Genomic DNA, 24,437 nt, shown 5'->3' with positions numbered 1-24,437 from the left:
TTTTAGTTTAATTGGAATTATTTTGTTTCTGCTTTTCATCGTGCAGCAGTACCTTATATCCTGCTTTTACAACTACTTTGACTAGTTTAACTTTTTTACTGAGAAGACTTTTTGCCGCTTCAATTCCGGCTCCTGCCGCCTGAGCACCCCAGGAATCATCCAATGATGCAACTCCCAACGTTTGCATGGATCGGTCAGCAGATGCTTTGGCAACATCACGATTAATAGCTCCTGGAATATAGATTCCAACAAGTCCATCCATATCATAAACAGACAAATCCACTGGAAATAAGGAGTTGTTGTATCTGATACTGCTAATGTTGATCGTTAGCCTTTCTCCTTTTAAGGAAGCTGTTCCAAATAGAAAATTGTCTTTTACGATTTTAACTCCGTTTATGAAAATGTCATTCATGAGTCGGAACTTAACTGTGGATCCATTTACAATCGTTTGTGTTTCATGAATAATCGCTTCTACAGCATTCTGCATTAAATCATCATTCTCAGCTTCATCAAGAGAATAAAATCTATTCAATCCGGATTCAGTATGATTTACAGTTTTGTTTTGTAAAGAAGAAATAGGATCTTCATGTCCTTTGGTGGAAATAGTGAAGACTTGTCCACGCTCAGCCTGGGAAGCTTTTTTTAATTTTTGCTGCACCCTGTTGGGATGTTGGATATCCAGAATACTCTCCAGCATTCCACCGAGCTCTTTTAGTTCCGGATCCTGACTTTCCTGACTGTCATTCATAGACTGCATCATTTGTTCGAGCCTGTCCACATCATTGGAATGCAACGCCGTTTCGTTTGATTTTGCATTTTTAGTATAATCCCTGTTTTGTTCTGGAATTGATACAGGTGTATTGATTGCTTTTTGCAATGCTTCCAATTTTTGATGTACTTTTTCTTCGTTTTCATCACGATAAACAGACTTATTTAAGCCATTTCTTTCTTTTCTTCGAGTAACAGCACTGCTGTCTTCGGTGGAATCAATCTGAAAGGACTGGTTCAAATAATTAGGATCTTTTTTAATGAGTTCATCCAGCTTTGCAGAATCAAGGGCTGCCATATCGTAATAATTCATTTTATCCATCGGAAGTCCTTCTTTCAGGTTCGCATTGGGAAGTTTTAGATTAAAACCTTTTTGCTGTGTTACAGCTGAGTTAGAGGCATCCATTTTTCCACCACCCAATGCCCAAAAAATGGCAGTTAGAAATGGCAAAGCCAATATTGGCAGTACCAACAGCATCTTACGCTGCTTTAGGACTTTTAGAGATTTTGTGTTTTGTTCCATGATACTAATTTTTAAGATGTGAGTAATAATAATTTTCTATTATTGTCAGACTGTCCAGAAGTCCGGGCCTGTCTGAAACAATACTGTCATACGTTTTTTTTCCTGTGGGACTGCGGCCCAGACTATCCATATAGTTCCGAAAACTTGTAATTTTTTCAAATTCTTTTTTACTAATAACTTCATTGAGTTCAGGAGGCTTATCTTTTAGGGATACCGCATTCGTTGGTTTAGTGATTGGGATTACCCTTATATTTCCAGTTTTATTAGCTGAAAAACTTCTCACAATCAGGTAAATGCTGCAACTGCTGGTAAATACTGTAAAACAGAGCAGAATCAGAATCCAATTAAGCCGAGTAAAATGAGCCGTTTTACGTTCAAGCCAATTGGCGCATTTATACTGCAATCGCAGATTAGCCTGTTCAAACTTTTGCCATAGATTATTTTTAGCAGTTGCAAGAGCATCGCTTTTTTTGCTATTTCGTTTAGAATTGAATTTCATGATGTACAGTTTTATTATTTTCTATTTTCAGTACTTATATCTCGATTCTCAATCGTATTCCATCGCTCGATTAAAAAGCCATGTGGATTGTTGTCGCTTCGCGACACATTACGAAGGTTGCCTTCAGTTATAAGGTTCCGATGTGCAATACTGGTCGTGCGTATAATATTTTGAGTAGCATAACATCGGAATCCAAACGGATAATTACTGAGGTCAATAGTTACACTGTCAATCTGAATGGTCTGACTGACGTTTCCCGATATGATACCGGAGTAGTACCCGTTTTCTTTTAAATCATCGTACACCCGTTTGGCACTGTCATCAGCCAGATAAAGTGCTTTGGTTACATTGCTTTTAATTACTTTATCATCCGGATCAAGAGTAAAAAACAGCTTATGGAACGTTTTCACATGATCTCTGGCTTCTACAGGAATATTATCTTTTCGGTCTGAAGCATAGGCTTCAAGTGCTTTTCCGTTAGCCAGAATATAAACCTTGTTCTGCATTTGTGATACGAGTGTGAAACTCTTATAAAGTGAAAAGCAGCTAATCAGGATACACCCAGTAATGACAAGCATGGTAAAACCGCGAACATGCCGAAAAGCAGTGTCAATATTTTTCATTTTACTAAACATAAGCTTTGAATTTAGGTTAAGATTTACCTTTTAATTTATCGGCCATATAATTGTCCTTGTCCTTGAAGTAAGGCTCAGAATTACCGGAATTCGCCATGCTCTGATACATACGCCCTGCAGCATTTCCCATTGCATCAGCTGCCATTGTAGTGCCTTGAGATGCAGTACTCATCACTGAAGTTGTAGAACTACTAAACATACTGGTCACTTTTTGTCCCAGTGAACCGCCACCTCCGGCATGAACAATGTAATTAGCGACTGAGGGAACAGTGAAATAGCCAATAATGCCAATAATCATAAAGACCAAATAGGCAACATCAGTCCTGCTAAAGAATGTATCTCCATATTCTCCAGCTTGGGCTATGTCAATTTTTAGCATATTCTCCTGAATTTTCCCGATGATACTTCCAAATATATTGGCCACAGGGAGCCAGAGATAAATGTTGATGTAACGTGCCAGCCAAACGGTCAGGGTATGTTGAAAACCATCGAAGACCGAAATACCAAAAACGATTGGGCCTAAAATAGAGAGTACCACCAATTGAAAAGTCCGCAGCGTATCGATGCAAAGGGAAGCAGATTCAAATAATACACGCAGTACCTCGCTCATCCATTCTTTTACTGAATTTCGGAAATTATATGAGGCTTTACTCATGGCGAATTTGATATCATTTCCAATACCGTCCAGCATTCCCTGACCACTCGGATCTGCATCATCATGGGTATATCGGTACCATTTATCCTGATCGCCGCTTCCTGTGGAACCCACATACATTTTCCATGGATCTGTTTCTTTAAGAGCTTCCTCTTTTTCCTTAAGCAATCTTTCAATCGCTTTATTCGATCCTTCGACCATTGCAGCTGTTGCTGTAACAGTAGGTTTCATGACACCATTAATCATATACAGGACAGACGGGAAAATCATAATGCAAAACCCGATAACAAAAGGACGAAAGAGCGGATAAAAGTCTATGGGTTCAGCACTGGCAATATGTCTCCAAACTCTTGAGGCGATATACCACATCGCTGCAAAACCGGCAAGACCCTGACCGACTCCAATGAGATTACTGCACAAAGGCATCATTTCATCATACAATTGTTCCAGCACGCTATGCAGGCCGTTCATGTCGTCTGCAATTTCTTGTGCGTGGATCGAAAAAGGCAATATCACTGCAAGAAGAACAAGTATTATTTGCTTATTTATCTTTATCATGAGAGTGGATATTTAGTTATTTAACTTGTAAATACTGCGCATTGCGCGGGTATCATTACGCTCTTTGGCACGTTGCAAAGCCAGTACAGCCGTATTGTTGTTGAAGTTTCTTAGGAACAAAAGCTTGTCCTGCATGTCTGCATATATTTTATCGATGGAGGCGAGCCTTTCATCATCTGACATTCGCATTTTATTAGCGGTAATCACGGAAGTCAGTTCGTCAAGATTTCTCAGACTTTGTTTAAAAAGATTATCATAGACACTTTCGAGATAAGCGATTTCTTCAGGATTAAAATTTTTACTATCCCTAAAGCGGTTAAAAGCGGACTTGTATTCTTTTACCAGCAGCACCTGATAATTACCAATATCACCAATACGCTTGTAATTCTTAACTGTGGGACTAACCTGCATCAGTGCATCCAAAAATGTTTCATGAAGGCTGAAGTTTCCTTCAGACAAATCCTTTACCGTATTATAACCACCACTTAGTATTTCATAGCCCTTTTTCATGTCCTTTAGAATCTGTTTGAACTGAGCCAATTTTTCTATGTTCAAAATCAATTGCTGGATTTCCTGTTTTTGGGCTGTTACTTTAGACGGAAGTAAAAAAAGAATAAATACAGTTCCTATAATCAGTAATTTTTTCATGGCAAATCAGTATTTATGCCGCTGAGGACACGGCTGTTTTTAGCTTCTTTTAATTCGGCTGCTTTTGATACAGCAAGGACTTTAGTTTGATTACTGAAACTTTCACAGAAAGTATAGTTATCAAGCATACTCTGGTAAATCCTATCAATGCGTTTCACTCGCTCATCATCTTTCATTTCGAGTTGTCCGTCCGTAACGATTGTTAAAAGCTCATCCAAATTGGTATCACAATTTTTGATTAATCGTTCAAAGACTCTTTTGATATAATCGAGTTCATCCCCATGAAACAAATCATCCTGCCGGATTTGCTGATACAAATTTTTATAGCTTTTCATGATTTTGATCTGGAGCGCTATAATTTCCGTTACCCTTGCATACTTTTTTATTTTGGGATTGACTGTCTTAAGGGAATTCAGGTAATCTTTATGAAGATTAAATTCTCCGCGTTTGAAATCTCCTATGGTGTTGAGCCCTTTTTTGACTGTGGAATAGCCTTTTTGAGCATATCCGATATACACTTGAAGGGCTGCTATTTGCTGTAAAAGCATCCTTTGCTGTTTGGCTTGTGCCTGAAGATGACCTGTAGTTAGCGCAGCAATAAGTACTAGTAAAAATATCTTTTTCATGATTTTTTAGATTGTTTACGGAATTCCGTAAAATTGTTTGATGGTTTTAACATCATGCTCTGTTTTGGCTCTTTGAAGACTGAGTAATATATTTTGTCTGTTAAAAAGCGTCAGGTCATCATAATTGGCATCAATCTGATCTGCAGCACTGTTTATGATCTCCAGTCTTTTGGCATCACTCATCTGAGTAGTAAAAGAATCCAAGACCATGAAAATCTGATCGATATTTTTCAGGCTTTCATCTAATATTCCCGAATACACACTTTGTATATAATTGAGTTCGCTTGCATTAAAATGAGCATCCTTTTGAAACAGGTTCCAGGCTCTTTCATATTCGTCTACCAGTCTAACCTGTTTTTTACTGATGTCCTTGATACGCTGGTAATAGGTTATAATGGATTTGACTTTTGCCAGTTCTTCATAGTAATTTTTGTACAGGTCTTTTTGTTTTTGTGTCCACTCGGATATTTCATCTAATTTTAGTTTCGACAGGATATTTTCTATTTTTTTCTGTGCGTTCTGAAGCCAGATCGTTTTGTTCTGCAGTTTTTGAATCCTGAGGTCAATAGCCTTAATTACCTTTTTAGCAACCGCTTTTACGATTTCTAAAATCGGTATTGCTGCCACTGTTGCCGGTCTTGCCGGAGTGCTGATCAGTAAAAAGCACAACAGGCAGATCGTGATTTTAATTTTTGCTTTCATATTATTGTTTTTTGGGTTTAATTTTTCATGATGTTTTTACTCTTAGGTCAATGGCGAGCGCCGCAATACCTTTTTTAATGTCACCATCAAATTTCCTGGCATATGCCTGTACTTTTACTTTTTCAGTTTCTTCGGTGGTGTAGGCCAAATATTCCTCCAGCGACACTTCCGTACGGTAGACTTTAGATTGCATGCCTCCCAGGGAGATAAACACTTCTTTGTACTTTTTATCAGGATCATTGGCTTTGTTAACCGAGAGCACTAGTGCCTTTTCTTTATCAGTAAGCCCAAGCAGTTCCTGAATTTGTTCGAATTTATTTTGATACTTGCTCTGATCCAGTAATATCTTGCAGTCACTGTTATTGATGATAGCCTGCTTGACTACCGGGGAAGAAATTATATCTTCGACTTCCTGAGTCACTACAATGGCTTCGCCAAAGAATTTACGCACGGTCTTGAATAAATACCGAATGTAATCTGCCATCCCTTCCTTGGCAATTGCCTTCCAGGCTTCTTCAATAAGGATCATTTTTCGAATGCCTTTGAGTTTGCGCATCTTACTGATAAACACTTCCATGATGATAATTGTTACCACCGGAAAAAGTATTGGATGGTCTTTGATATTATCGAGTTCAAAAACAATAAATCGTTCTTTTAACAGATCCAGATTCTCGGTAGCGTTGAGCAGGTAATCAAATTCACCTCCCTTGTAATATGGACGAAGCACATAAAGAAAATTATTCACATCAAAATCTTTTTCTTTTACCTTATCACCTTCCAATATGGTAACAAACTCGTTTTTTAGAAATTCATAAAAGCTGTCAAAACAGGGAAACAAATCCGAGTTACTGTCTAACTTTTCATAATACAATTGCAACGCATTGGACAGTGCTACATATTCACTTCTATTAAAAGTCTCATTGTCTTTTTTCCAGAGTGCGAGTAGCAATGTTTTAATACTTTCTTTTTTCTCGGTATCGAGCGTATCACCTTCGCTGATGTAAAATGGATTAAACCTAATCGGGTTCTTTTCATCGTATGTAAAGTAGTAGCCCTTTACCATATCACACAATCCTTTGTAGCTATGTCCAACATCCACCAGTACAATATGAGTTCCCTGCTCATAATAACTCCTAACCATATGGTTGGTGAAAAAAGATTTACCGCTTCCCGAAGGTCCCAGTATAAATTTGTTTCGATTGGTGCAGATTCCCATCTTAACAGGCTCGTCGCTAATATCTACATGAACCGGTTTTCCTGTCAAGCGATCTCCCAATCGAATACCCGTTGGACTCAGTGAAGAGCGGTAACCTGTTTCCAGATTCAGGAAGCAAGTCGCTTGTTCCGTGAACGTATCGAAAGTGTCATTCATTGGGAAATCTGCGGAATTCCCGGGAATTCCTGCCCAAAATATTTGTGCAGCTCCAACCGTTTCTTGTTTCGCAGCAGCATCCATCTGAGCTAAAGCTGAAGAAACTTTATTTTTCAGGTCTTTGAGCTCTTCTTTATTGTCTGTCCAAATCAGTACATTAAAATGTGCTTTTACTGGAAGTCGTTGCTGGCTAATAGCCTCGTTAAGAAAATCATTGGTCGCGTCACGCGCAATCAGGTTTTCCCTGCTGTAGGCTGATAAGGATTGGAGACGTAATCTTTTACTTTCGAGTTTTTGAAGTGTTTTCTGAAAATCTTCTATAAAAATATATTGATTGTAAATATGATTACAGGAAAGCAATTGCCCGAGTGTTGAAGCAAATCCAATACTGAATTTGGTCTTATCAGTTGAATATCGGTCGTAGTTGATTCGGGAACCACATAAGGCAGGCAGATCAGCTACATCTCCCAATGTATAAATCTGACAGTGTTTATCTCCAACCTGCAGGCCATCATCAAAAGCGATATCTTTAAAAACAAAGGAGTTTTCTTTTTCAGAAAGAAAACAATATCTTTCTATAATCCCAATTTTTCTGCTATGGCTTTTGAGTTCATCGTTTCCAAGACGAGTCAGTTTTACAAAACCACTGTCTTCCAGTATACGTCTGAATTGTCCGGTACTATCAATAAATTCCTGACGTACTTGTGCTTTTAATGTTTCTTCCGGAACTATTGAACTCCTAAGTAAATTTGAAAATAAGGAACTGGATGTTTTTCTCCCTGCCGGTTTTTTGGTTAGGAAAATGTAACAGGTATGATCCAGAAAAGGGCGTTCATTAAAAAAACGTTCACTGCTTCGGGTAAGAAAACTGGAGTCTTCGCTTGTAAAATCCGGCTCAAATTTACTATCGATAAACCAGTCCTGTTTATGGAATACGCTAAATTTCGGAAGCAGCTTTATCGCTTTAAGCCATGCCTGATGAAATGCCTCGTATTCCTGATCAGACAAGGTAAAGATCTCGGGTAGTTCTGCTTTGAATACGACCGTCACATCTCCTTGTTTGGATAGTATGCAATCGTGCTCTACATCCATAATTGGTAAAATATCATCTATCATCTTTTCCATCATCCTTATTTTTACCGCTCAGGTAATACTGAGCAAATTCTATTTCATCATCCTAAATATTTTTCTGCTTTGGGACTTTACTGCTTTTGGAATCTGTCGTTTCGCCAATGCTTTCATCATTCCATATTCACCATATTTGTGGCTCATCTTATAAATTTTCAATACCCAAACTGTTCCTGAAATACCAATAATCCCTATACAGATTAATGAGGGTAAACCTGCTATATACATAATGGCAAACAGTATCATAAGTACAATCACACCACCGCCCAGATACCAGATATATTGCGCCTTTAAACCTTTGAACTCTATGCTCTGGTTAATTCCTTTGTTGATTTGATATACACTGTTTGACATGGTATTTATTTTAAAATTTCATTCTGTTACTTCGTCTCATTTCCGAAAAAGAGCGCTCCTGCCATTTCTCAGTATTACTTTCGGCAGTTATATTTTTTTTTGATTCTTCAGTGCTAGTGCTCTTTACTGGCAGTTGAATGACCGGCACTGTATCGGTTAATTTTGTTTCATTACTCAGCTTATCATCCTGTGGATTGGCTTCTTTCAATTGGTTCTCCTGAATTTTTAGGGCTATTTCCCTTTCCAAACTAGAGAGATCACTTTTCATTTTTTGCAGCTCATCTTCCTGGCTGAATACTTTTGTACTTAATTCCTGTAATTCAGGTAACTGGTTTTCAATATCCTTTAGAGACTTTTGGTACTTTTCCTTGAGATGTTCCAACTTATCAATTGCATTAAGAAAATGGCGGGCTGCCAACTTTGGGTTGTCCACATTGGGAGTTCCTCCATTGGAAGTATACTTTATACCATCCTCCAAACGTTGCGCATAAAAGCTGTTAGAGTAACGGTATTGGTACAAACCATCATTTTGAAAGGCTTCACGTTCTCTTTTTATATAGAGTCCAAAATCATATAATTGTCCAATCTGCTTGGCCTGGCTTTCTCCTTCGGGAGGCTTCCAGTTTTTATAGAGCAGGATAATTTCTTTACCGATACTTTCGGGATCTGCTGTTTTGCAGTTAAACAACTGTATTGGATTGGCTTTAGAGCCATCTCCCTCATACTTGAGGTTGTTTTTGTAAATACTGTGATCAGCAGTTAGTTTATCCAGTGTTTTAGTGGTGATTCCCTTTTCTTCTATGAGGTATTCAACCTGATATTTAGTTCTGGAAATTTCTTTGTAATGTGCTTTTTTAAGGCTTTCCATTACCGCTACTTTTTTCTCCAATTTTGATTTTTCCAGTAATGAAGTATCACCGGATAGCACTGCGATGTATTCCGAAAAGTTCATTCCGCTCTGCTCATCCATAGCTCCTTCATCAATAGTTCTGACATTCAGTTCACAGTTTTTCATTTGACTGATAAAAGTCTGTTTGTTCTTCAAAAGATTGAATTTGTAATTGTCCAGTGACTGCTCCGTGGCATAAATGAAATTCTTTACTTTATTTCCATAATGCTGTTTGGCAATTTCATTTCCTTGTCTGCTGCCACGGCCGTTGCGTTGTCCGAGATCAGAAGGCCTCCAGGGAATGTCCATATGATGCATCGCCACAACACGTTTTTGCACATTAAGTCCGGTTCCCGTTTTTTCTGTACTGCCTAAAAGAATACGTATTTCACCTGTATTCATTTTAGAAAACAATTCTGGTTTCTTTTTATCAGTCCAGTCGTGTATGTAGGTTATCTCATGGGCTGGGATATTAAAATCCCGTATTAGTTTTTCTTTCAACGCGTCGTACATATTAAAGGCTTCCAGCTTTGGGGTACCGATATCTGAAAAAACAATCTGAGTGCCTTTATGTTCCATGGAAACCTGGTAAATTTTAGCCACATTTCTGGCGCATGTATTGACTTTATTATTCGGATGATCGCCATATCCTTCATTTATTAGCCTCATATCAGCAGCCATCTTTTTAGCATAATTAGTAGCGATGAGCATTCTGCCTTTATCTTCTTGCTGGGTAAGAGGTGCTCTGCCGATAAGTGTTGCATTACCAGTTTTGGCAAACTGCATGAGCTGCATAATGAACTCACTTTGCTCAGGTGTAGGACTGATATTGACAAGTCGCTCATCAATTTCAGGCTTGTCCAGATCAATATGTTTGGCTGTTTTGTAATCGGTAATTTCATTATAAAACAGTGCCAGTTCCGGAACTTTGATAAAATGGCGAAAACGCTCTTTGGCAATAATTTCATTGGTGACCGAAAATTCAAAATCAGTCGTTTTTCTGGCAAAAACAGCAGCCCATCCGTCAAAGTTTTCAATCTGCTGGCGTTCCATTTCTTTAGGACGCAGGTATTTGAAAAGCAGGTACATTTCTGTCAGGCTGTTTGAAATTGGAGTTCCTGAAAGAAAGGTTACACACAAATCTGAATCGAATTTTTCCTGCAGCGTACGCACAGCAAATAACATATTAAGTGCCTTTTGACTTCCCTGCATGTTTCCAATTCCGGCAACACGATCATGACGGGTCGTGAAAGTCAGATTTTTGAATTTGTGTGATTCATCTACAAACAAATGATCAATTCCCATTTCTTTAAAGTTAATGCCGCTGTCTTTTTTGTCTTCTATATCTTTGAGCAGTGTTTTTAGTCTGCCATCCAGATTATTTTTTCGTATTTCAAGACCTTTTAAGATCTTTTTGGAGATGTCGCCTCCCAAATCTCTGGCGGTATCGAGGTCTCTTTCTATATTATCCAGCTCATTTTGTAAAATCTCTTTTTGTATTTCCGGTGACTGCGGAATTTTACCAAACTGGTCGTGCGTTAAAATGATGCAGTCCCAATTGTTATTTTTAATCTCATGGAAGAGTCTCATCCTTTTAGCAGGAGTAAAATCATTTTCACCAGGCGCTAAAATTCTGGCATTGGGATAAGCCTTTCTATAGGTTGCTGCAATTTGATTTACATTGGCATTGAGTGCCAGTATTGCAGGTTTATGAATAATTCCGAGTCGTTTCATTTCATTGGCCGCTACAATCATGGTTAGTGTTTTTCCAAGTCCCACCTCATGATCGATTAAAGCGCCGCGGTTCTGAATAATACGCCATGCCGCATTTTTCTGAGAACTGTATAAATCATCGATTTCAAGTGCTTTTTTATCCAGACTCGGAAAACTCAGATGGCTTCCGTCATACTCGCGTAATACATAACAATTGAAGGTATTATTATAGAGGCTTTCCAATTCGCTTTTGTCGCTTATTGGTAATTCCTGCAGCCACTCTATAAAACCATTACGGATGTTCTCAATTTTTTGATGTGCAAGCTGTATCGCTTCATTGTCGGGCATTCGGATTGGTTTTCCGCCTGGTCCCTCAACTTCATAGGTGAAAAACGGTGCAGTATTTTCAAGGGCATGCTCCAGTATCGTGTAGCCATAAGTGGTTCTGCCGCTTTTTGGAGTTACCGAAAACTCTCGGTCTATTTTGGTATTGTGTCCTGTACTTACTTTAAAGGTATCCAGTGATGGGAAATAATTAATTTCAGTTGGCTGATCAAATAATTTTCCAGCGAAATTCTCATAGTAGCGGCTGGGAATCCATCGTTCACCAAGGTTAAAATCCAATAATTCAAAAGGGATACGCTCAGGCTGTACTTTTTCAAGTGCCTGCAATCCTTTGTAATATTGCGTATTTTCGGGATATAGCTCCACAGCTTGTTTTGCCTGCCGTAACTTTTCCACAACATTACCGCTTAAGTAGAGGTCTGAAGTTTCCCAATTCTGACCTGTTGGATTCAAATAGATATGATGGTTCAAACGTTCTATAACCTCATTTTGTTCAAGTCCTGTCGCCGCAGTTATAAATCCTAAGTCAACAGCTCCAATTTCGTTTAGACTTCGGGCTAATGCTTCAATGGGATCGTCTGTATAATAACGTTTTTGCTGTTTTAATACAGATTCGATTAAAATATCCGATTTTAAATAACGTTCTCCTTCTTTGCGTTCCAATGAAGAAAGAATGGTGAAACCAAAAGCGGAATCCTGCATGATGAGCCTGCGATTCTCAGCACCATTTAAAATACCATAGTGAGAAACAAATTTTGTATACTGCTCATCGAGATTTTTTCGAACTTCATCACTGGCTGTTTGGTCTGACTGCTCTTTCTCAAACAATTCCAGATAATGATCCCGAACAGTTATATAGGAATCATAAAATTTGAGATTACCCTGTGTTGCTAATGGCTGAAAAAAGGCCTGTTTATGCTTGTCATTTATGTCACTGATAATCCCAACGGACTCTCCAAGCCGAACCAGTGTTCCTTCTTTATAGAACGATTTGAACGGCGCCAGTTCTTCATAAAGCTGTCTTTCCAGATTAAAGGCAGATTCAAGGGTTTGGTCTCCTTCATAAATATATTTATGATCATAGTACTGAAGGGTATTGGATAAAGCCAGTAATTCATGAGGCAGTAATCCACCATTCATCCAATTGGCTGAAAAGCCATCAATTTCTTTTACATTAGAATATAATTTATACAAATACCGATTGGACTTGTTTTGTTTGGCAGCAATCAGCACCACATTTTCATGTGATGGATTATCAGTGGTACGTATAGTGCTGAGTATCCTTGCTGTTTTTTTATCTACTACTGTTTCATCAAGGGGATTGATGTAATCCATCGCACGGTTGATGTTCTCCGCAGGGACAGTATCAAACAAGCCAAGCTGAACTGAAATACCGCTTGCTTTGCTCTCAGGCATGGGTAAATAAGTAAATTTCGGCCCGATTGTTTCAGCGGGTTGAGCGATCTCGATTTTTTGAGCTTTTTCAAAAAGTTCCTTTTTAAAGTTATCTTTTAGTCCTTTGGAAATATTTTCTGCAAGACGATCTTTAATAGAATTGATATCCCCATTTTGTCTCACACTTTGATGTGCCTGCCCGTATTGGTTTTTACCGGCTTGTATTTCATTACCAACGATAAGTTCGGGTCTGTTGTGCAGGTATTTATTAATACTGTATTTTCCAAATTCATTTTCCAGTTCAACGGTTTGCAGCAGTTCATTTTCATGGTCAGACAGCATTTCTTTATGCTCGTTTTTCTGTACAATAAGCAGATGATTAGGAGCATCCGTATTTCCGGTTTCCTTCATCAGGTTATCAGGCATAACGGTGGCACTCACAAAATCTGCATTTTGAAAAAGATATGCGCGGGCACTCTTATTGGAAGGGCTGTTTAAAAAACCGTCTGTAGTTATGTAGGCCATAAGACCGCCATCCGCGAGTTTGTCCAGTCCTTTAGCAAAGAAGTAATTATGAATTTTTCCTGAAATCGCTTTATCAGGATAAGTTTCATCGTAAACTGAAAAATTACCAAACGGAATATTGCTTACCACAAGATCATAACTGCCGTTATCATTGGTTGGAGCTTCTTCGAGTCCTATAATGTGAGTGGTATTTTTGGTTGAAAGTGTACTGTTTAATGCAGAAAGCACCAGTCCGCTTAATCGGTCTTTTTCCACAGCAGTAATTTGTTCCAGATTTGGAAATACGTTGCTTGCTTGAGTTATAAAAATCCCTGAACCTGCTGACGGTTCGTATAATCTTTTAGGGTTAATACGTTGTTCTTCCAAAACAGTGTACAAAGTTTTGGGTACAATCTCCGGCGTGTAAAATGCAGTAAGGACACTATTGCGAAGTGATGAAACAACTGCATTATAATCCTTTTCAGAATAGTGTTCCTGCAATATTGCGTGCAGTCGTGTCATCTCAGGATGTAACTTCAGGTCTTCTTTTGTCGCTCCGGATTTTATCCAGTCTTCGATAGTGCCATTGGGATATAATACAGCTTTGATACCGCCAAATCCGGCATATGCCTTTAGTGTAGCAACTGCTTCTTCCGATAAAGCATTACCTTCCTGCCATTGTATGGCAATGGTAATTGCCTCGATATTGGCACTTAGTTTTTGGGATAGATTGTAAGCCATAATTATTCCTTTTCATACTACACACTGCTATAAATAGCTCAATTCAGATAGTCAGCAATCTGACCGATAAGGGCATTTCTTAAAGTGGGATCTTCTTCATTTTCTTTCGTAAAACCAATGGTTTCAAAAATGGGTTTACAGCTTTCCATAAGGTTGATTATCTCATAAGTGAGAATACCTGATTCCTGAAAACCGGCATAGGATTTCTCAAACTCCTCAGAAAGCAGGGAGCGGATATATAAAAACCGGGAAGGTTTAAGATCTTCGGTAAGTACATTGAGACAGATTTCTTCGATGATATATTTAGGGGTCCCATCAGATAGCATATCGTCCAATAGGAATTTAATTCCATTTATTTTTTCATTGAGATAATCCAGTACACTGTAATCTTCCTGAAGCGTAAACATCAAATCGGGATTGTTATGGATAATGTAGAACCATAACTTTTCTTTGAGTAGCTCTTCCATTGCAATTGTTTTTAAATCCCAAAGAAGGATTTGATTACTGTAGCCACTACTACCAGAAAAACACAACTACCAAACCAGGCTGCAGCTACTTTTCCGGTATCAGGATCACCTGCGTTCCATTTTTGATATACTTTCACAGCGCCTATTAGTCCAAGTAATGCGCCTACGGCATACATGAGTTCTGTACCTGCATCAAAATAACTTCGTACCTGCTGGTTAGCTTCATTGATTCCGGCGAGACCATCCTGGGCGTAGGTTTCATAACTGATCACAAAAAGGATTTGTGCCAGAAGAATACCAATGTTATATGTTTTTTTCTCAATAAACTTTTTAAAATTCCAGTTCCATTTTTTCATAACACATTATTTTTAAAGTTTAAAAATTCAGATAAAAAACGGAGGTGTAGCCGCTGTCTCAATCCACTTTCCTGTTACATCTGTCCTACTGCGCCGGGATGGACAGGGGCAGTTCCTCCGTTATATTGTTTTAGAGCTTATTCCCAAAGTGCTTCTGCTTCCTTCAGGGTTAAAGTGATTGATTCGAGTTTGTCACATTCTGAAACTATCAACTCACTTACTGAGGAACTAAATGGGGAATTTTTCACTGAGGGAAATTCTCTTAAAAGAAGTTGCAGATAATAGGTAAATTCTTTTTTTACCAATTTTTTCTTTGTGGCATCTGTGATAAAACTCTTTAATCTTGCCACCAGAGCATCAACATCCTGAAAAGTGGTGTCAAATTCTTCTAAAGAAGTTTGGTCTGAAATTGTTTCTGGTAATTCCTGATAGTTTTGTTCAGTTTGAGGATCTTGATAATTTGGGTTTTCAAATCCACGGAATTGAAGTTTCCGTTTTCCTGATATGAGTTCTTTGAGGTCATCAAAATAAAATCGAAATCCAATAAATAAATACCAGCTTGCCAATAGCAGAATAACTACAACTATGTAATTACCCCATGAAATGTTTGTAAACATACGCTCTTCATTTTATCATTCTACATTAGTTTCTCATAATCCAGTTGACAATTCAATTCTGGATCTTCATCATTACAGGGCAAAGAAACAATAGACTACAAACAGCCACAAGTACAACTTTTTGTTGTACCCCAGTTGTACTCCATTGAACCCCCAGTAAAATAAAGGAGAAAAAAAATAAAAAAATGTAGAAAAACAGAATTGACTTCCATTGAGCAAAAGATACAGTTATCCATTGCAACAGAAACTAAATAGCAGACTGTGGGACAGGTAGAAAAAGAAAAGCAAAACAGTTCGGAGAATATTGTATATACAAAAGGTATTCATTTACTTGGTGGTATATTGTAAAAAAAATTATTCTTCTTCGTATTTTTCATCCATTTTGCTGATTAGTACATCAAGTAGACTGTCAAGGAATTTCGGTTGGTTAATTTTCGGGGCTTCAGTTCCATAAACGTATGATAGGAATCAACTAAATCAATATTAAAAGTGCTTTCAAATGTCTTTGCAATTACCTTAATAACGAACTAAAAAAACTCAAAAGGTATTGTGATAACAATCTTTAATTTTATAAATAATACCGAAACAATAATTCTTTTATTGATGATAAGTTGTTTGTTCGTGGGAAACACTATATTAAGCTCAGTTTAGACCCCTTCTATTTTGAAGTAGACCATACTTTTCAACCTCACACTATTTTAAGGCACCAAAAATTATAGCTAACGAGCTGATAAAAGTTTATATTGAAGACCAGCTTCACAATACATTATTATAGATATAAGAACAAATCAATAGATCTGTCAAAATTAAATTGGACTGGAAGTAAAACAGAATTGACTTATTCCCTATATTAATTAGGGAGATTTGATAACGGAAATGCAGATATTAAGGTATTTAATGATAAGCTTTACGTCATAAGTTTTTTTTGTTTCGATTTTATAAATGGTATTATAGTAAATTAATTTTGAAACAATAACCGGTTTCTTATATTTGAAAAAATGTATTTCTTCATCCGTATTCTTAAATCCTTTTTCTAATACAAACATCTTTAATTTATATAAAGAATTAACAATAAGGTTTACAATAATTTCTATTCTTTGAATGGAGCAATCTGCTTCAATCTCTAATTCGTGGATTTCCGTTTCTAATTTACGAAGTGTTTCAACATAGAATTTTTCCATACGAGCCATAAGTACTGTTCAGGAATTTGAATAATTTGATTATTTACTCGTTATGTAGCTTTTCTAAGTTATATAGGATTAGATTATTATAATATCAGACTTATTACTGGAAACTATCCAGATTGAGCCATACTTTCGAAAACATTCCTGTATCAGGTCTTCTGTCTGTGTTTCGCTACAGATAGCTGTAACAAAAATGGAAAACCCAATCCTTAATAATCGTTAAAAAGGCTTTCGAATATCTTTTGCTTATTCTCCAATTATTATTTTAAAAATTTATTCATTTCAGTAATGAACCATTGTGGCTCGTCTGTAGCCATAAAGTCTTTGGCATCTTCTGTTACCTTGTGCGTTACATTAGGTGTATTGCCGTACATTTCTTTCAGCTTTTTATTGGCTTCGGAAATCGGCATATTCTTATATGTTGTGGTAAAATACCAAGTGGTAAATACCAGTATTGGAATTTTATTATTTTCAAGTGTTAGGCGCAAATCACTACTGAACTGTTCGCAAAGTGTTTCTGTCAGATTTTACCTGTCATTCTACAAATCTCGCTACATCTTCTGACTTGGTAAAGTTCATCATTTCGGCTGTTTGTCTTTGAGTGGCTTTAAATGTTTCAGCCTCCATTTCCATAGTTCCTTTACGAATACTGCTTTTCATTTGTTCCAATTCTTCTGTAGTGATATTGGCATTCAACACCATATTTAATTTGGGATAAAAATCGGAAGCAACGATGGCTTTTATTTTCAAATCCTCATACTGCGCCGTTTTAACTGTTATAAAAGTTACATAATTTTGTCCGATCAAAACCACATCTTTTAACTTATTCTTTTTTTATGAACTGCTGAATTTCATTCACATAAGCATCTTTGAAAAGTGCATCAATGGTTTTTTCTCCATTAAATCCCGGAAAGTCGGCAAGGTAAACGGTATTTGTTTTTTCATAATTATTAGAAACTCCTTTCCACATTTCGGAAGAACAGCCTATATGTGGCAAGAAAATAATGGGATTTCCCTTTTTGCTAAGCTATGTGAAATGAACGGCGTTTTGGGCAAAAGCAAATGTGGTAAATAAAATAATGACAATAAAAAGTGACAGTTTTTTCATGATTTTTGAATTATTTTATAGGTTTAGATGTCAGATTATATTAAATCTTACAAACTTATTTCTTCTTTGCTTTAATTTCTTTGTTAAATTGCAATGCAATGTCCAGCCATTTGTTCAGTTGGTTATTCGTTTTAATATAATCAGGGTTAATGTATCCGTAACCTTTATATTCTCTGCCTTTTGTAAGCATCGCTCGAAAACCATTCTGTTCACAAAATTCGTTGTGAAGATTAGGATCAAAGCGTACCATCAGTTCATCGCCACTTACGCCTACACACATTTTTTTGTTGACCATAAAAGTAAGCCCATGAAACATTTTCTTTTCAACGATCTCCAATTCTGGAAATTCTGCCAGATATTCCCTTACTCTTTTGGCTAATTCTTCATCATATGCCATCGTACTATGTTTTATTTTTATCAAAACCTGCATTTCGAAGCTCGTGGGTATCGTGTACATGGCTAATGAATGTAATTTTACTCTCACGTACTTTAAAATGTTCGCAGATTTGTAATGGGGCAAGTCCTGTTAGCTTAAGGGTATAAATAAGAACAGCTTCTTCTTTATTACCCAAATGTGTGAGCAGAATAACTTCCTGTAAAGTACTTGCAGTGAACTGTACAGCTTGCAAAAACTCAGCTTTGCTGACATAACTGTTAATAAGCATTTCGAATGCGATTTTGTCTGAGAGAAAGGACGAAGTCTTTTCAAAATCATTTTGGCACCAGGCATTAAAGTATTTTAAGGCTATACTTAAGGAAGTTTGGTTTGTATCCATTTTTATATTATTTCTGTTCAATCAATTTTAAATCCTCTGGTTCATATTCATTTGTACCACGTTGTTCTTTTTTCAATTTCCAGTATTTCATTGTGTCCTTTGCTGTAAAGGGGGGATCGTCTGCCAAAAAAAGCACGCATCTAACGGTTGTATTCAAACTGTGGGGCAATTTCGGTCTGGTAATCTTTATCTTTTTTCAGGGCGCTAATTTTCTTCCATTTTTCAATGGCATCCTGCAAGGTCTTTCCTTTAGCTTGTTTCATCCAGTTCATCAACTTTACGCTGAATGAAAAGTACGAACCTATTTCGGTAAGAAAAAATGCCCTTACATTTTCCGAGTTTTTATAATTGTCGGTAATGATGGTCGATTTTGTTAGCGTTTCGGTCTTCCGGTCAAAGGTGTATTTTGATTTTTTGATTGCTGTTTTCACCTTCACAATTTCGCTAGTGGAAATATAAGCTCTTATTCTTTTTGCCAGTTCCTGATTTCCGCCAACTGTACCGATGCTTTCGTTCCTGCAAAAAGAAACCAGTTCTTCCTTTAACCAATAAAAATCATTAAAGTCTGTAAGAGAGATATTTTTATTGAGTGTTGGTATTTGCATTTTTTTATTAAACCTTATAGATTTTTAAAACCTATAAGGTTTTGTTATCTAATCATTTTCTATTTAAAATTCCTGATAGTCGATGGTACGGCTTTCTTTTAAAGAACCGTTGTTAGCATCCTTAATTTTCATTACGGTAACCTGATTTTTATTGTTGTAGGTGTATTCCAAAGTAGATGTGTTAATTACATTACCTGATGTAAGCGACTTCCTTATATAAGCCTGCGGATTATTGGGCGCAGGAAAATTTGTTCCCGGAAAACCCATCATAATAAAGGCTATCATATCATTTACCGGATTTGAAATAGAACGTAATTTAGTATCGTAATTACTAAAAATATATTCCCAATCTTCCACTGTAACATTTACATCATCTATTACCACACGTTCGATATTTCCAGTTGCACCAAAACGGTAATACCAGGTTGTCAAGAGATTTCCTGAAGTGTTTTTTATTCTTCTCTCTTTTCCACCATCAGGGCGGTAGTACCAATCTATGATATAACGAAGTGTGCCATTAAAAAACTGTTCTTCTTTATACACTCCATTAGCATTGTAATAATAGATTTGTTTTTTAGTCTGTATTGCTGGGTCATTATATTCTATTATTTCAGTGATTTTATCGGCTTCATAGCTAAAGGTATTTGTTAAGTTTTGGTTAGGGGTTTGATTAACAATTGTGACTTTATTGATACGCTTTTGATTATCGTAGGTTATGGTACTGGTTTGGGTAACCGCTCCACTTATATTTGTGTGAGTTACTTTCACGGGCAAGCTCTTGGTGGCAGGTACAGTTGCAACAGTTGTAAATTTAAACACACTGCTTGCCGTGGTTGCACCTTTGGCATCGGTAGCTACTACTTTCCAGTAATAGACAATATTGTTTGCCAGCGCAGTAGTTGGCATATAACTAACAGCGGTTAACCCACTTTTTATCAGTGTTATGGGATTGACGTTCTGGTCAAGATAAACACTGTACGTTACCGTATCACCATCAGGGTCAGTTGCGGCTTGCCAGCTTAGTGCCGGTGTTGTGGCAAAACCAGTTGCATTACTTGCAGGAGAAGTAAGCGTAAAGGCTTTTGGAGCCTGATTATCTGGTACGATGTCTTCATCTCCTGACTTTGAACAGGACAGTAACGATACAAACAATAAGGATAAAAATAAGTACTTCATAAATTGCAGTTTTAGAAAATTTATACTCTTTAGATACGCTGCGTTAAAAAATTTTACAGCTTTATTTTTTATTTATTAATTGATTAAAAGTTATTGGTAAACCAAATGGATTATATTTAAAATTAGATGTACTGAAAAAGAAAATCTTACTAGATGACGAATTACGGTCAAAAAACTTAGGGCAGTGCATTAACTGACCCAAGCTCCTTAATTATTACCAAATTTGTTGATTGTCTAAACTGTGATTTTTCAACAATTACTTCCGTTTTACTCAACTGTTTATTACTGTTTTGCTATTGCTATATCTAATGCTAATGCTTATTGTGTACAATTGGTAAGATTGGTTGCTGTGTCGTTTTTCCAGATTTTGGCCAAATTTTTACCATCGTTCTTTTCCCAGCCAATTACGTAAACATTGGTTGCTTTTGAGGTACTGTTATCGTCTTCTGTGTCTTTACTGCAAGACATTGTTATGCTTAATAATGTAAGTGCAAATACTGCTTGTCTGAATTTCATAATTGTATTGTTTTAAGGATTTTGCAAATAAAGTTTTTCATATTCATTCATGATTGTAAAAAACGCTAGCTTGAAAAGTAATTTATCATTCGTTTTTTGCTTCTTATTATCTGGTATTAAAATGTTTACCAGACTGTTTCCAATATATTTTCGATAGCTTTTTTGGTAGAGACCCATTCGTCCAGTTTGCCATAATTACTGTTTACAGCATATACGATTACGGATTTTGATGAGGTTATGTAAATCATATTGGCATAATAGCCAATGGCATCTCCACTGTGATAATAGACATCGCCTTTGGGGGTTTTCATTTTAAAAATACCCAATCCGTACTCAATTGGGAAGAAATCGGGATCCTGTTCATGGGGCGTTTTCCATGTCAGCATTTCGGCCAATAGTTTCGGATTTACAACTTCTCCATTCATTAACTTTTGAAAGAATAGTGACATATCATAAGGATTGGAAATCAGCCCGCCATCGGCAGTATAATAATCCCAACCGCTGAAATAAGTGCTTTCGGTTATTTTAAAATTACTGTATAAGTCTATATAGCCCCGAACAATATTGTGTGGCACAGGATTTTTTGAGGCGAATAACGATTTTGTCATTCCAAAAGCCTTAAAAATGCGTTGTTCGAAAACTTCATGCAAAGGTTTGCCTTCAATCTGTTCTATTAAAATTCCGAGCAGTATGTAATTGGTATTGGAATATCGCACATCTGTACCCGATGCAAAATAGGCGTCCTGATTGTAGGCATAGGACATTAAGTCTTCAGCATGCCATTCTTTTTTGAGGTTGTTCATCGAAGCGGTCTGAAACTTCGGGTTCTGAATGTAGTTGTAAATACCACTACTGTGCTGTAATAACTGGCGGATGGTAGCAGTTTCTGCATTTTGGATTTTGCCGATGTAACTGCCTTTGAGGTAATGTGCTATTTTTTCGTCCAGATTGATTTTATTTTCATCATAAAGCATCATTGTTACTGTGGCAGTAAACATTTTTATCGTCGATCCCATCCGTGAGATCATACAGGGTTGCATGGGCACATTGTTAGAAATATCAGCTTTGCCGGAAGCTCCCAGCCATTGTATCGAATTGGGATGGTACACGCTCATCATAATACCGACAGTTCCTTTTTTTACTATTTCATCCAATTTTGCCTGGTATTGCTGTGCTTTGGGATGGCTTGCGCTATTGTCGACAAAATCAAAATTGCAGGAATAAGCTTTAGGGTCGATAACTTCGTCTTTTTCGCAAGCTGTAAACAGCAATGCAAAAAATGATACTACAAAAATTTTTTTCATTGTCAATTATTTTATCTGGTAGAGGATTGGCTAATCAATTTATATACTGTTAGATATTCGTTTAATTAAATAGGTCTTTTTCTGTAACTACCTGCTTTATATTTATGCTTCTCATATTCTGGTCTATTTTCAGGCTGTTTTGCTGATGTATTTTAGGCTTAATATTCAATTAGTTGGCTAATTATTTATTTGCACCTATAAAAAACTTTACACCTAAGTGTAAGTTGTTATGTGGCATCAAATCGATAAATCCGAGCGAAAAAGGATATTCGACCCATACCTGATAGCGAACGAATAGTTTAAGGCTGGTTATGCTTTTTGGATGTAGATAATAGCCTGTCTCTAAAGAAAAGGAGGGTGCAAAACGTCCTGTACCTGTATTCTTTGTGGCAGAATAACTTCCGTTTTCAAAGGCATATTCTGTTGCGTTACGAAAGCTTCGCATATAGCCCACACCGAGCAGTGCTGATAATTCGATGCCTGGCTTAAAACGATATTCGTAACCCATTTCAGAAAAAACAGTTACAGCCTGATTTAAATACCTGTGATAGTAATAACTGGCTCCAATGGTTTGAAACAGTCTGCTGTGCTTTGGCTGTTTGCTGTAGTTCAATTCGGTTGCTACTGCTATTCCGGGATGGATTGGGGAGGTTAGCAGTTCTGAAAAGGGCATTGATGTAGCCTGATTAAAAGCAGATACGGTGATAGGAATACCCTTTTCCTGTGCATAAACCAGGGAGGAAAATAGTAAACCAATTAATAGTGATGAATAAATCGTTTTTGTATGCATGAAATAATTCTGTATTTTGCTACAAAATTATTTCTACATACGGTTGTTTGCTAGTAACTTACGATCTAAAAAACTAAAACGGACATATTACAGACTAAAACGGACAGCTATTTTTTCCACCATTTTCTGAAATCGGAAGTATTGGTTTTTGAAATGTAAACGGCATCGTTTACAGGAATTACGAAATCTACTTTTAGTTTTCGGGTTTCGGTAGCTATAACAGCCTGAATAGCCTCGGCCGATGTTAAATATTGACGGTTGATCCGAAAAAAGCTGCTTTCTAATTTCTTTTCCCACTCCTCCAGTGTACCATCTAAACGAAAGACTTCGTTGTCGAAAGTGTAAAGCCAGAGCAATTTTTCATGGCTTTTAATGAAGGCGCAATCGGTCGTTTCTATTTTTAGTTCATTGAAGCCTTTGTGCACCACAAAATAAGGTATCGTCGCTTTGTTTTCGAGCGTTATTATTTTTTCAACAGTAATGATTTCAGTTTTTTTGTTCTGAAATAGGTATACGCCAACATAAAAGCTATTTACAAGCAACAGCAGTAAAAAAGCCAGAGGAAGTTCTAAATGAAGGATAGAGGAATTGGCAAAATTGATATTGATAGCGATTAAATACAGTACTTCCAATATCATCGCAACAAGGAGTGGCACCAGAATGCCATACAAGGCCTGGAGCCACAGTCTGGTTTTGAGATGTTCTTGCCAAGGATGTTTTTTATCAAAGTACAATATTATCTGCCTTACATAAAGTCCGGTGGAAAAGGTAATGAGCAATGCAAAAACAAGATCGGTGAAAAAGGAAGGCAAGCGAATCAGTTTTGCTATTGGATTGTCATTGGCAAAAAAAAGAAACGATATTGCTGACAGCGGATAGAAAGCTATCCATAAAATACGGTCTTTGTAGGTTACCTTCGAAACTTCACTCTTCATGATAGGTTGATTTGTGCAAAGTTAATCTTTTTTGTAATCATCTGGTTAAGGATTCTTTACTTCTCAAAAAGGTGTTTTTTAGCAATAATAATATTCAGAGATCTTACACATTTTAAAATAAAACAGCGCATAATTCCAAATAAAATCTTTATTTTTTTATTCCATTGTAAAAAAGGCTAAGCCCAAAAGCATTTTTTATTTACGGCTTTATTTACTTTTGCATGCTGTAATCTAATTTTTTTTTTTCTATTGAAAATTTACACCCTACATCCTCTGCTTCAGTATCTTGCTATCGTATCATCTACTTTGGTAATGATCCGGTGTTCAGACAGCCCTGGGTAGTCTCCCCAACAGTCAGTAATACACTGGCTATTCTTGTTTCGCCTGCCAGTGTAATTGATATTGGCAGGAAAGAACAGCACTCGGCACGCATCCGTTTTAGCGGGCAGACTGATGAGGTAAAATATTTTACAAGTGAAGCCATTGTCAATTCAGAAATCCTGGTAGAACTTAAGGCGGGTGCTGCTTTTGAATTGTTTGGAATTCCC

At 37.0% G+C, this 24,437-nt stretch carries 27 protein-coding genes; all 27 read right to left on the bottom strand.

Annotated features, from left to right (window positions below; genetic code table 11):
• Positions 1-7: 7 nt before the first annotated feature.
• Entirely contained in the window at positions 8-1,291 is a 1,284-nt protein-coding gene (gene traM, locus JE46_RS20470) for a conjugative transposon protein TraM (protein ID WP_031457151.1), read from the bottom strand.
• A gap of 4 nt (positions 1,292-1,295) precedes the next feature.
• Positions 1,296-1,790 (bottom strand): hypothetical protein, encoded by a 495-nt coding sequence (locus JE46_RS20465; RefSeq protein WP_031457150.1) that lies wholly within the window; start codon positions 1,788-1,790, stop codon positions 1,296-1,298.
• 14 nt (positions 1,791-1,804) lie between these two features.
• Entirely contained in the window at positions 1,805-2,413 is a 609-nt protein-coding gene (traK, locus tag JE46_RS20460; protein WP_262494112.1) for a conjugative transposon protein TraK, read from the bottom strand.
• A 28-nt stretch (positions 2,414-2,441) separates the two neighbouring features.
• Positions 2,442-3,551 carry a conjugative transposon protein TraJ gene (traJ, locus tag JE46_RS20455; protein WP_262494111.1) on the bottom strand — a complete coding sequence of 370 codons (1,110 nt, stop codon included), beginning with the start codon at positions 3,549-3,551 and terminating at the stop codon, positions 2,442-2,444.
• Positions 3,552-3,650: 99 nt separating this feature from the next.
• Positions 3,651-4,286, bottom strand: coding sequence for a hypothetical protein (locus tag JE46_RS20450; protein ID WP_031457147.1), 636 nt, complete (start codon positions 4,284-4,286; stop codon positions 3,651-3,653).
• Positions 4,283-4,912 carry a hypothetical protein gene (locus JE46_RS20445; RefSeq protein ID WP_031457146.1) on the bottom strand — a complete coding sequence of 210 codons (630 nt, stop codon included), beginning with the start codon at positions 4,910-4,912 and terminating at the stop codon, positions 4,283-4,285. Before JE46_RS20445 ends, JE46_RS20450 begins: the two co-directional genes overlap by 4 nt.
• 15 nt (positions 4,913-4,927) lie before the next feature.
• Positions 4,928-5,614: a conjugal transfer protein TraI gene (locus JE46_RS20440; protein WP_031457145.1), complete on the bottom strand. Its 687-nt coding sequence runs from the start codon at positions 5,612-5,614 to the stop codon at positions 4,928-4,930.
• A gap of 25 nt (positions 5,615-5,639) precedes the next feature.
• Complete coding sequence (locus JE46_RS20435; protein WP_031457144.1) at positions 5,640-8,111, bottom strand: TraG family conjugative transposon ATPase; 2,472 nt, start codon at positions 8,109-8,111, stop codon at positions 5,640-5,642.
• A 39-nt stretch (positions 8,112-8,150) separates the two neighbouring features.
• Positions 8,151-8,468 carry a DUF4133 domain-containing protein gene (locus JE46_RS20430; RefSeq protein WP_031457143.1) on the bottom strand — a complete coding sequence of 106 codons (318 nt, stop codon included), beginning with the start codon at positions 8,466-8,468 and terminating at the stop codon, positions 8,151-8,153.
• 10 nt (positions 8,469-8,478) lie between these two features.
• Positions 8,479-14,055 carry an Eco57I restriction-modification methylase domain-containing protein gene (locus JE46_RS20425; RefSeq protein WP_031457142.1) on the bottom strand — a complete coding sequence of 1,859 codons (5,577 nt, stop codon included), beginning with the start codon at positions 14,053-14,055 and terminating at the stop codon, positions 8,479-8,481.
• A 38-nt stretch (positions 14,056-14,093) separates the two neighbouring features.
• A complete protein-coding gene (locus tag JE46_RS20420; RefSeq protein WP_031457141.1) occupies positions 14,094-14,522 on the bottom strand; it encodes a DUF1896 family protein in 429 nt (142 codons plus the stop codon).
• Positions 14,523-14,533: 11 nt separating this feature from the next.
• Complete coding sequence (locus JE46_RS20415) at positions 14,534-14,878, bottom strand: DUF4134 domain-containing protein (RefSeq protein ID WP_031457140.1); 345 nt, start codon at positions 14,876-14,878, stop codon at positions 14,534-14,536.
• Between the two features lie 137 nt (positions 14,879-15,015).
• The gene (locus JE46_RS20410) at positions 15,016-15,495 is read right to left on the bottom strand and encodes a hypothetical protein (RefSeq protein ID WP_031457139.1); all 480 of its coding nucleotides are present in this window, start codon (positions 15,493-15,495) and stop codon (positions 15,016-15,018) included.
• Between the two features lie 389 nt (positions 15,496-15,884).
• Positions 15,885-15,977: a hypothetical protein gene (locus JE46_RS24560; RefSeq protein ID WP_236010701.1), complete on the bottom strand. Its 93-nt coding sequence runs from the start codon at positions 15,975-15,977 to the stop codon at positions 15,885-15,887.
• A 372-nt stretch (positions 15,978-16,349) separates the two neighbouring features.
• Positions 16,350-16,685 carry an RteC domain-containing protein gene (locus JE46_RS20405; protein ID WP_236010700.1) on the bottom strand — a complete coding sequence of 112 codons (336 nt, stop codon included), beginning with the start codon at positions 16,683-16,685 and terminating at the stop codon, positions 16,350-16,352.
• Positions 16,686-16,939: 254 nt separating this feature from the next.
• Positions 16,940-17,089, bottom strand: a complete 150-nt coding sequence (locus tag JE46_RS24105; RefSeq protein WP_157505960.1) for a hypothetical protein — start codon at positions 17,087-17,089, stop codon at positions 16,940-16,942.
• Positions 17,090-17,213: 124 nt separating this feature from the next.
• On the bottom strand, positions 17,214-17,486 hold the full coding sequence (locus JE46_RS20400) for a hypothetical protein (RefSeq protein WP_157505959.1): 273 nt from the start codon (positions 17,484-17,486) through the stop codon (positions 17,214-17,216).
• Positions 17,487-17,502: 16 nt separating this feature from the next.
• On the bottom strand, positions 17,503-17,676 hold the full coding sequence (locus JE46_RS24100; RefSeq protein ID WP_167343454.1) for a hypothetical protein: 174 nt from the start codon (positions 17,674-17,676) through the stop codon (positions 17,503-17,505).
• Positions 17,677-17,842: 166 nt separating this feature from the next.
• Positions 17,843-18,244, bottom strand: a complete 402-nt coding sequence (locus JE46_RS20395) for a TfoX/Sxy family protein (RefSeq protein ID WP_209445165.1) — start codon at positions 18,242-18,244, stop codon at positions 17,843-17,845.
• Complete coding sequence (locus tag JE46_RS20390; RefSeq protein ID WP_031457135.1) at positions 18,189-18,563, bottom strand: nuclear transport factor 2-like protein; 375 nt, start codon at positions 18,561-18,563, stop codon at positions 18,189-18,191. The genes JE46_RS20395 and JE46_RS20390 overlap by 56 nt, the downstream gene beginning before the upstream one ends.
• 140 nt (positions 18,564-18,703) lie before the next feature.
• Positions 18,704-19,168 (bottom strand): DUF6434 domain-containing protein, encoded by a 465-nt coding sequence (locus tag JE46_RS20385; RefSeq protein ID WP_051872963.1) that lies wholly within the window; start codon positions 19,166-19,168, stop codon positions 18,704-18,706.
• Positions 19,169-19,231: 63 nt separating this feature from the next.
• The gene (locus JE46_RS20380) at positions 19,232-20,344 is read right to left on the bottom strand and encodes a hypothetical protein (RefSeq protein ID WP_031457134.1); all 1,113 of its coding nucleotides are present in this window, start codon (positions 20,342-20,344) and stop codon (positions 19,232-19,234) included.
• Between the two features lie 318 nt (positions 20,345-20,662).
• The gene (locus JE46_RS20375) at positions 20,663-20,860 is read right to left on the bottom strand and encodes a hypothetical protein (RefSeq protein WP_031457133.1); all 198 of its coding nucleotides are present in this window, start codon (positions 20,858-20,860) and stop codon (positions 20,663-20,665) included.
• A gap of 125 nt (positions 20,861-20,985) precedes the next feature.
• Complete coding sequence (locus JE46_RS20370; protein WP_031457132.1) at positions 20,986-22,164, bottom strand: serine hydrolase domain-containing protein; 1,179 nt, start codon at positions 22,162-22,164, stop codon at positions 20,986-20,988.
• 181 nt (positions 22,165-22,345) lie between these two features.
• Positions 22,346-22,954 carry a hypothetical protein gene (locus JE46_RS20365; protein ID WP_031457131.1) on the bottom strand — a complete coding sequence of 203 codons (609 nt, stop codon included), beginning with the start codon at positions 22,952-22,954 and terminating at the stop codon, positions 22,346-22,348.
• A gap of 107 nt (positions 22,955-23,061) precedes the next feature.
• Positions 23,062-23,889, bottom strand: coding sequence for a LytTR family DNA-binding domain-containing protein (locus tag JE46_RS20360; RefSeq protein WP_031457130.1), 828 nt, complete (start codon positions 23,887-23,889; stop codon positions 23,062-23,064).
• A gap of 301 nt (positions 23,890-24,190) precedes the next feature.
• The coding region (locus tag JE46_RS24305; RefSeq protein ID WP_167343453.1) for a hypothetical protein at positions 24,191-24,437 on the bottom strand (247 nt) is incomplete at its 5' end.

The organism is Flavobacterium chungangense LMG 26729, assembly GCF_000735715.2.
GTDB classification, from domain to species: domain Bacteria; phylum Bacteroidota; class Bacteroidia; order Flavobacteriales; family Flavobacteriaceae; genus Flavobacterium; species Flavobacterium chungangense.
Note: the sequence above shows the minus strand (reverse complement) of the source record. Positions and strands in the feature narration are given on the sequence as shown.

Coding starts and splice junctions, on each gene's coding strand:
- traM (WP_031457151.1), bottom strand. CDS start 1,291: ATGGAACAAAACACAAAATCTCTAAAAGTCCTAAAGCAGCGTAAGATG.
- JE46_RS20465 (WP_031457150.1), bottom strand. CDS start 1,790: ATGAAATTCAATTCTAAACGAAATAGCAAAAAAAGCGATGCTCTTGCA.
- traK (WP_262494112.1), bottom strand. CDS start 2,413: ATGAAAAATATTGACACTGCTTTTCGGCATGTTCGCGGTTTTACCATG.
- traJ (WP_262494111.1), bottom strand. CDS start 3,551: ATGAACGGCCTGCATAGCGTGCTGGAACAATTGTATGATGAAATGATG.
- JE46_RS20450 (WP_031457147.1), bottom strand. CDS start 4,286: ATGAAAAAATTACTGATTATAGGAACTGTATTTATTCTTTTTTTACTT.
- JE46_RS20445 (WP_031457146.1), bottom strand. CDS start 4,912: ATGAAAAAGATATTTTTACTAGTACTTATTGCTGCGCTAACTACAGGT.
- JE46_RS20440 (WP_031457145.1), bottom strand. CDS start 5,614: ATGAAAGCAAAAATTAAAATCACGATCTGCCTGTTGTGCTTTTTACTG.
- JE46_RS20435 (WP_031457144.1), bottom strand. CDS start 8,111: ATGGAAAAGATGATAGATGATATTTTACCAATTATGGATGTAGAGCAC.
- JE46_RS20430 (WP_031457143.1), bottom strand. CDS start 8,468: ATGTCAAACAGTGTATATCAAATCAACAAAGGAATTAACCAGAGCATA.
- JE46_RS20425 (WP_031457142.1), bottom strand. CDS start 14,055: ATGGCTTACAATCTATCCCAAAAACTAAGTGCCAATATCGAGGCAATT.
- JE46_RS20420 (WP_031457141.1), bottom strand. CDS start 14,522: ATGGAAGAGCTACTCAAAGAAAAGTTATGGTTCTACATTATCCATAAC.
- JE46_RS20415 (WP_031457140.1), bottom strand. CDS start 14,878: ATGAAAAAATGGAACTGGAATTTTAAAAAGTTTATTGAGAAAAAAACA.
- JE46_RS20410 (WP_031457139.1), bottom strand. CDS start 15,495: ATGTTTACAAACATTTCATGGGGTAATTACATAGTTGTAGTTATTCTG.
- JE46_RS20405 (WP_236010700.1), bottom strand. CDS start 16,685: ATGGCTCGTATGGAAAAATTCTATGTTGAAACACTTCGTAAATTAGAA.
- JE46_RS24105 (WP_157505960.1), bottom strand. CDS start 17,089: ATGCCGATTTCCGAAGCCAATAAAAAGCTGAAAGAAATGTACGGCAAT.
- JE46_RS20395 (WP_209445165.1), bottom strand. CDS start 18,244: ATGTACACGATACCCACGAGCTTCGAAATGCAGGTTTTGATAAAAATA.
- JE46_RS20390 (WP_031457135.1), bottom strand. CDS start 18,563: ATGGATACAAACCAAACTTCCTTAAGTATAGCCTTAAAATACTTTAAT.
- JE46_RS20385 (WP_051872963.1), bottom strand. CDS start 19,168: ATGCAAATACCAACACTCAATAAAAATATCTCTCTTACAGACTTTAAT.
- JE46_RS20380 (WP_031457134.1), bottom strand. CDS start 20,344: ATGAAGTACTTATTTTTATCCTTATTGTTTGTATCGTTACTGTCCTGT.
- JE46_RS20375 (WP_031457133.1), bottom strand. CDS start 20,860: ATGAAATTCAGACAAGCAGTATTTGCACTTACATTATTAAGCATAACA.
- JE46_RS20370 (WP_031457132.1), bottom strand. CDS start 22,164: ATGAAAAAAATTTTTGTAGTATCATTTTTTGCATTGCTGTTTACAGCT.
- JE46_RS20365 (WP_031457131.1), bottom strand. CDS start 22,954: ATGCATACAAAAACGATTTATTCATCACTATTAATTGGTTTACTATTT.
- JE46_RS20360 (WP_031457130.1), bottom strand. CDS start 23,889: ATGAAGAGTGAAGTTTCGAAGGTAACCTACAAAGACCGTATTTTATGG.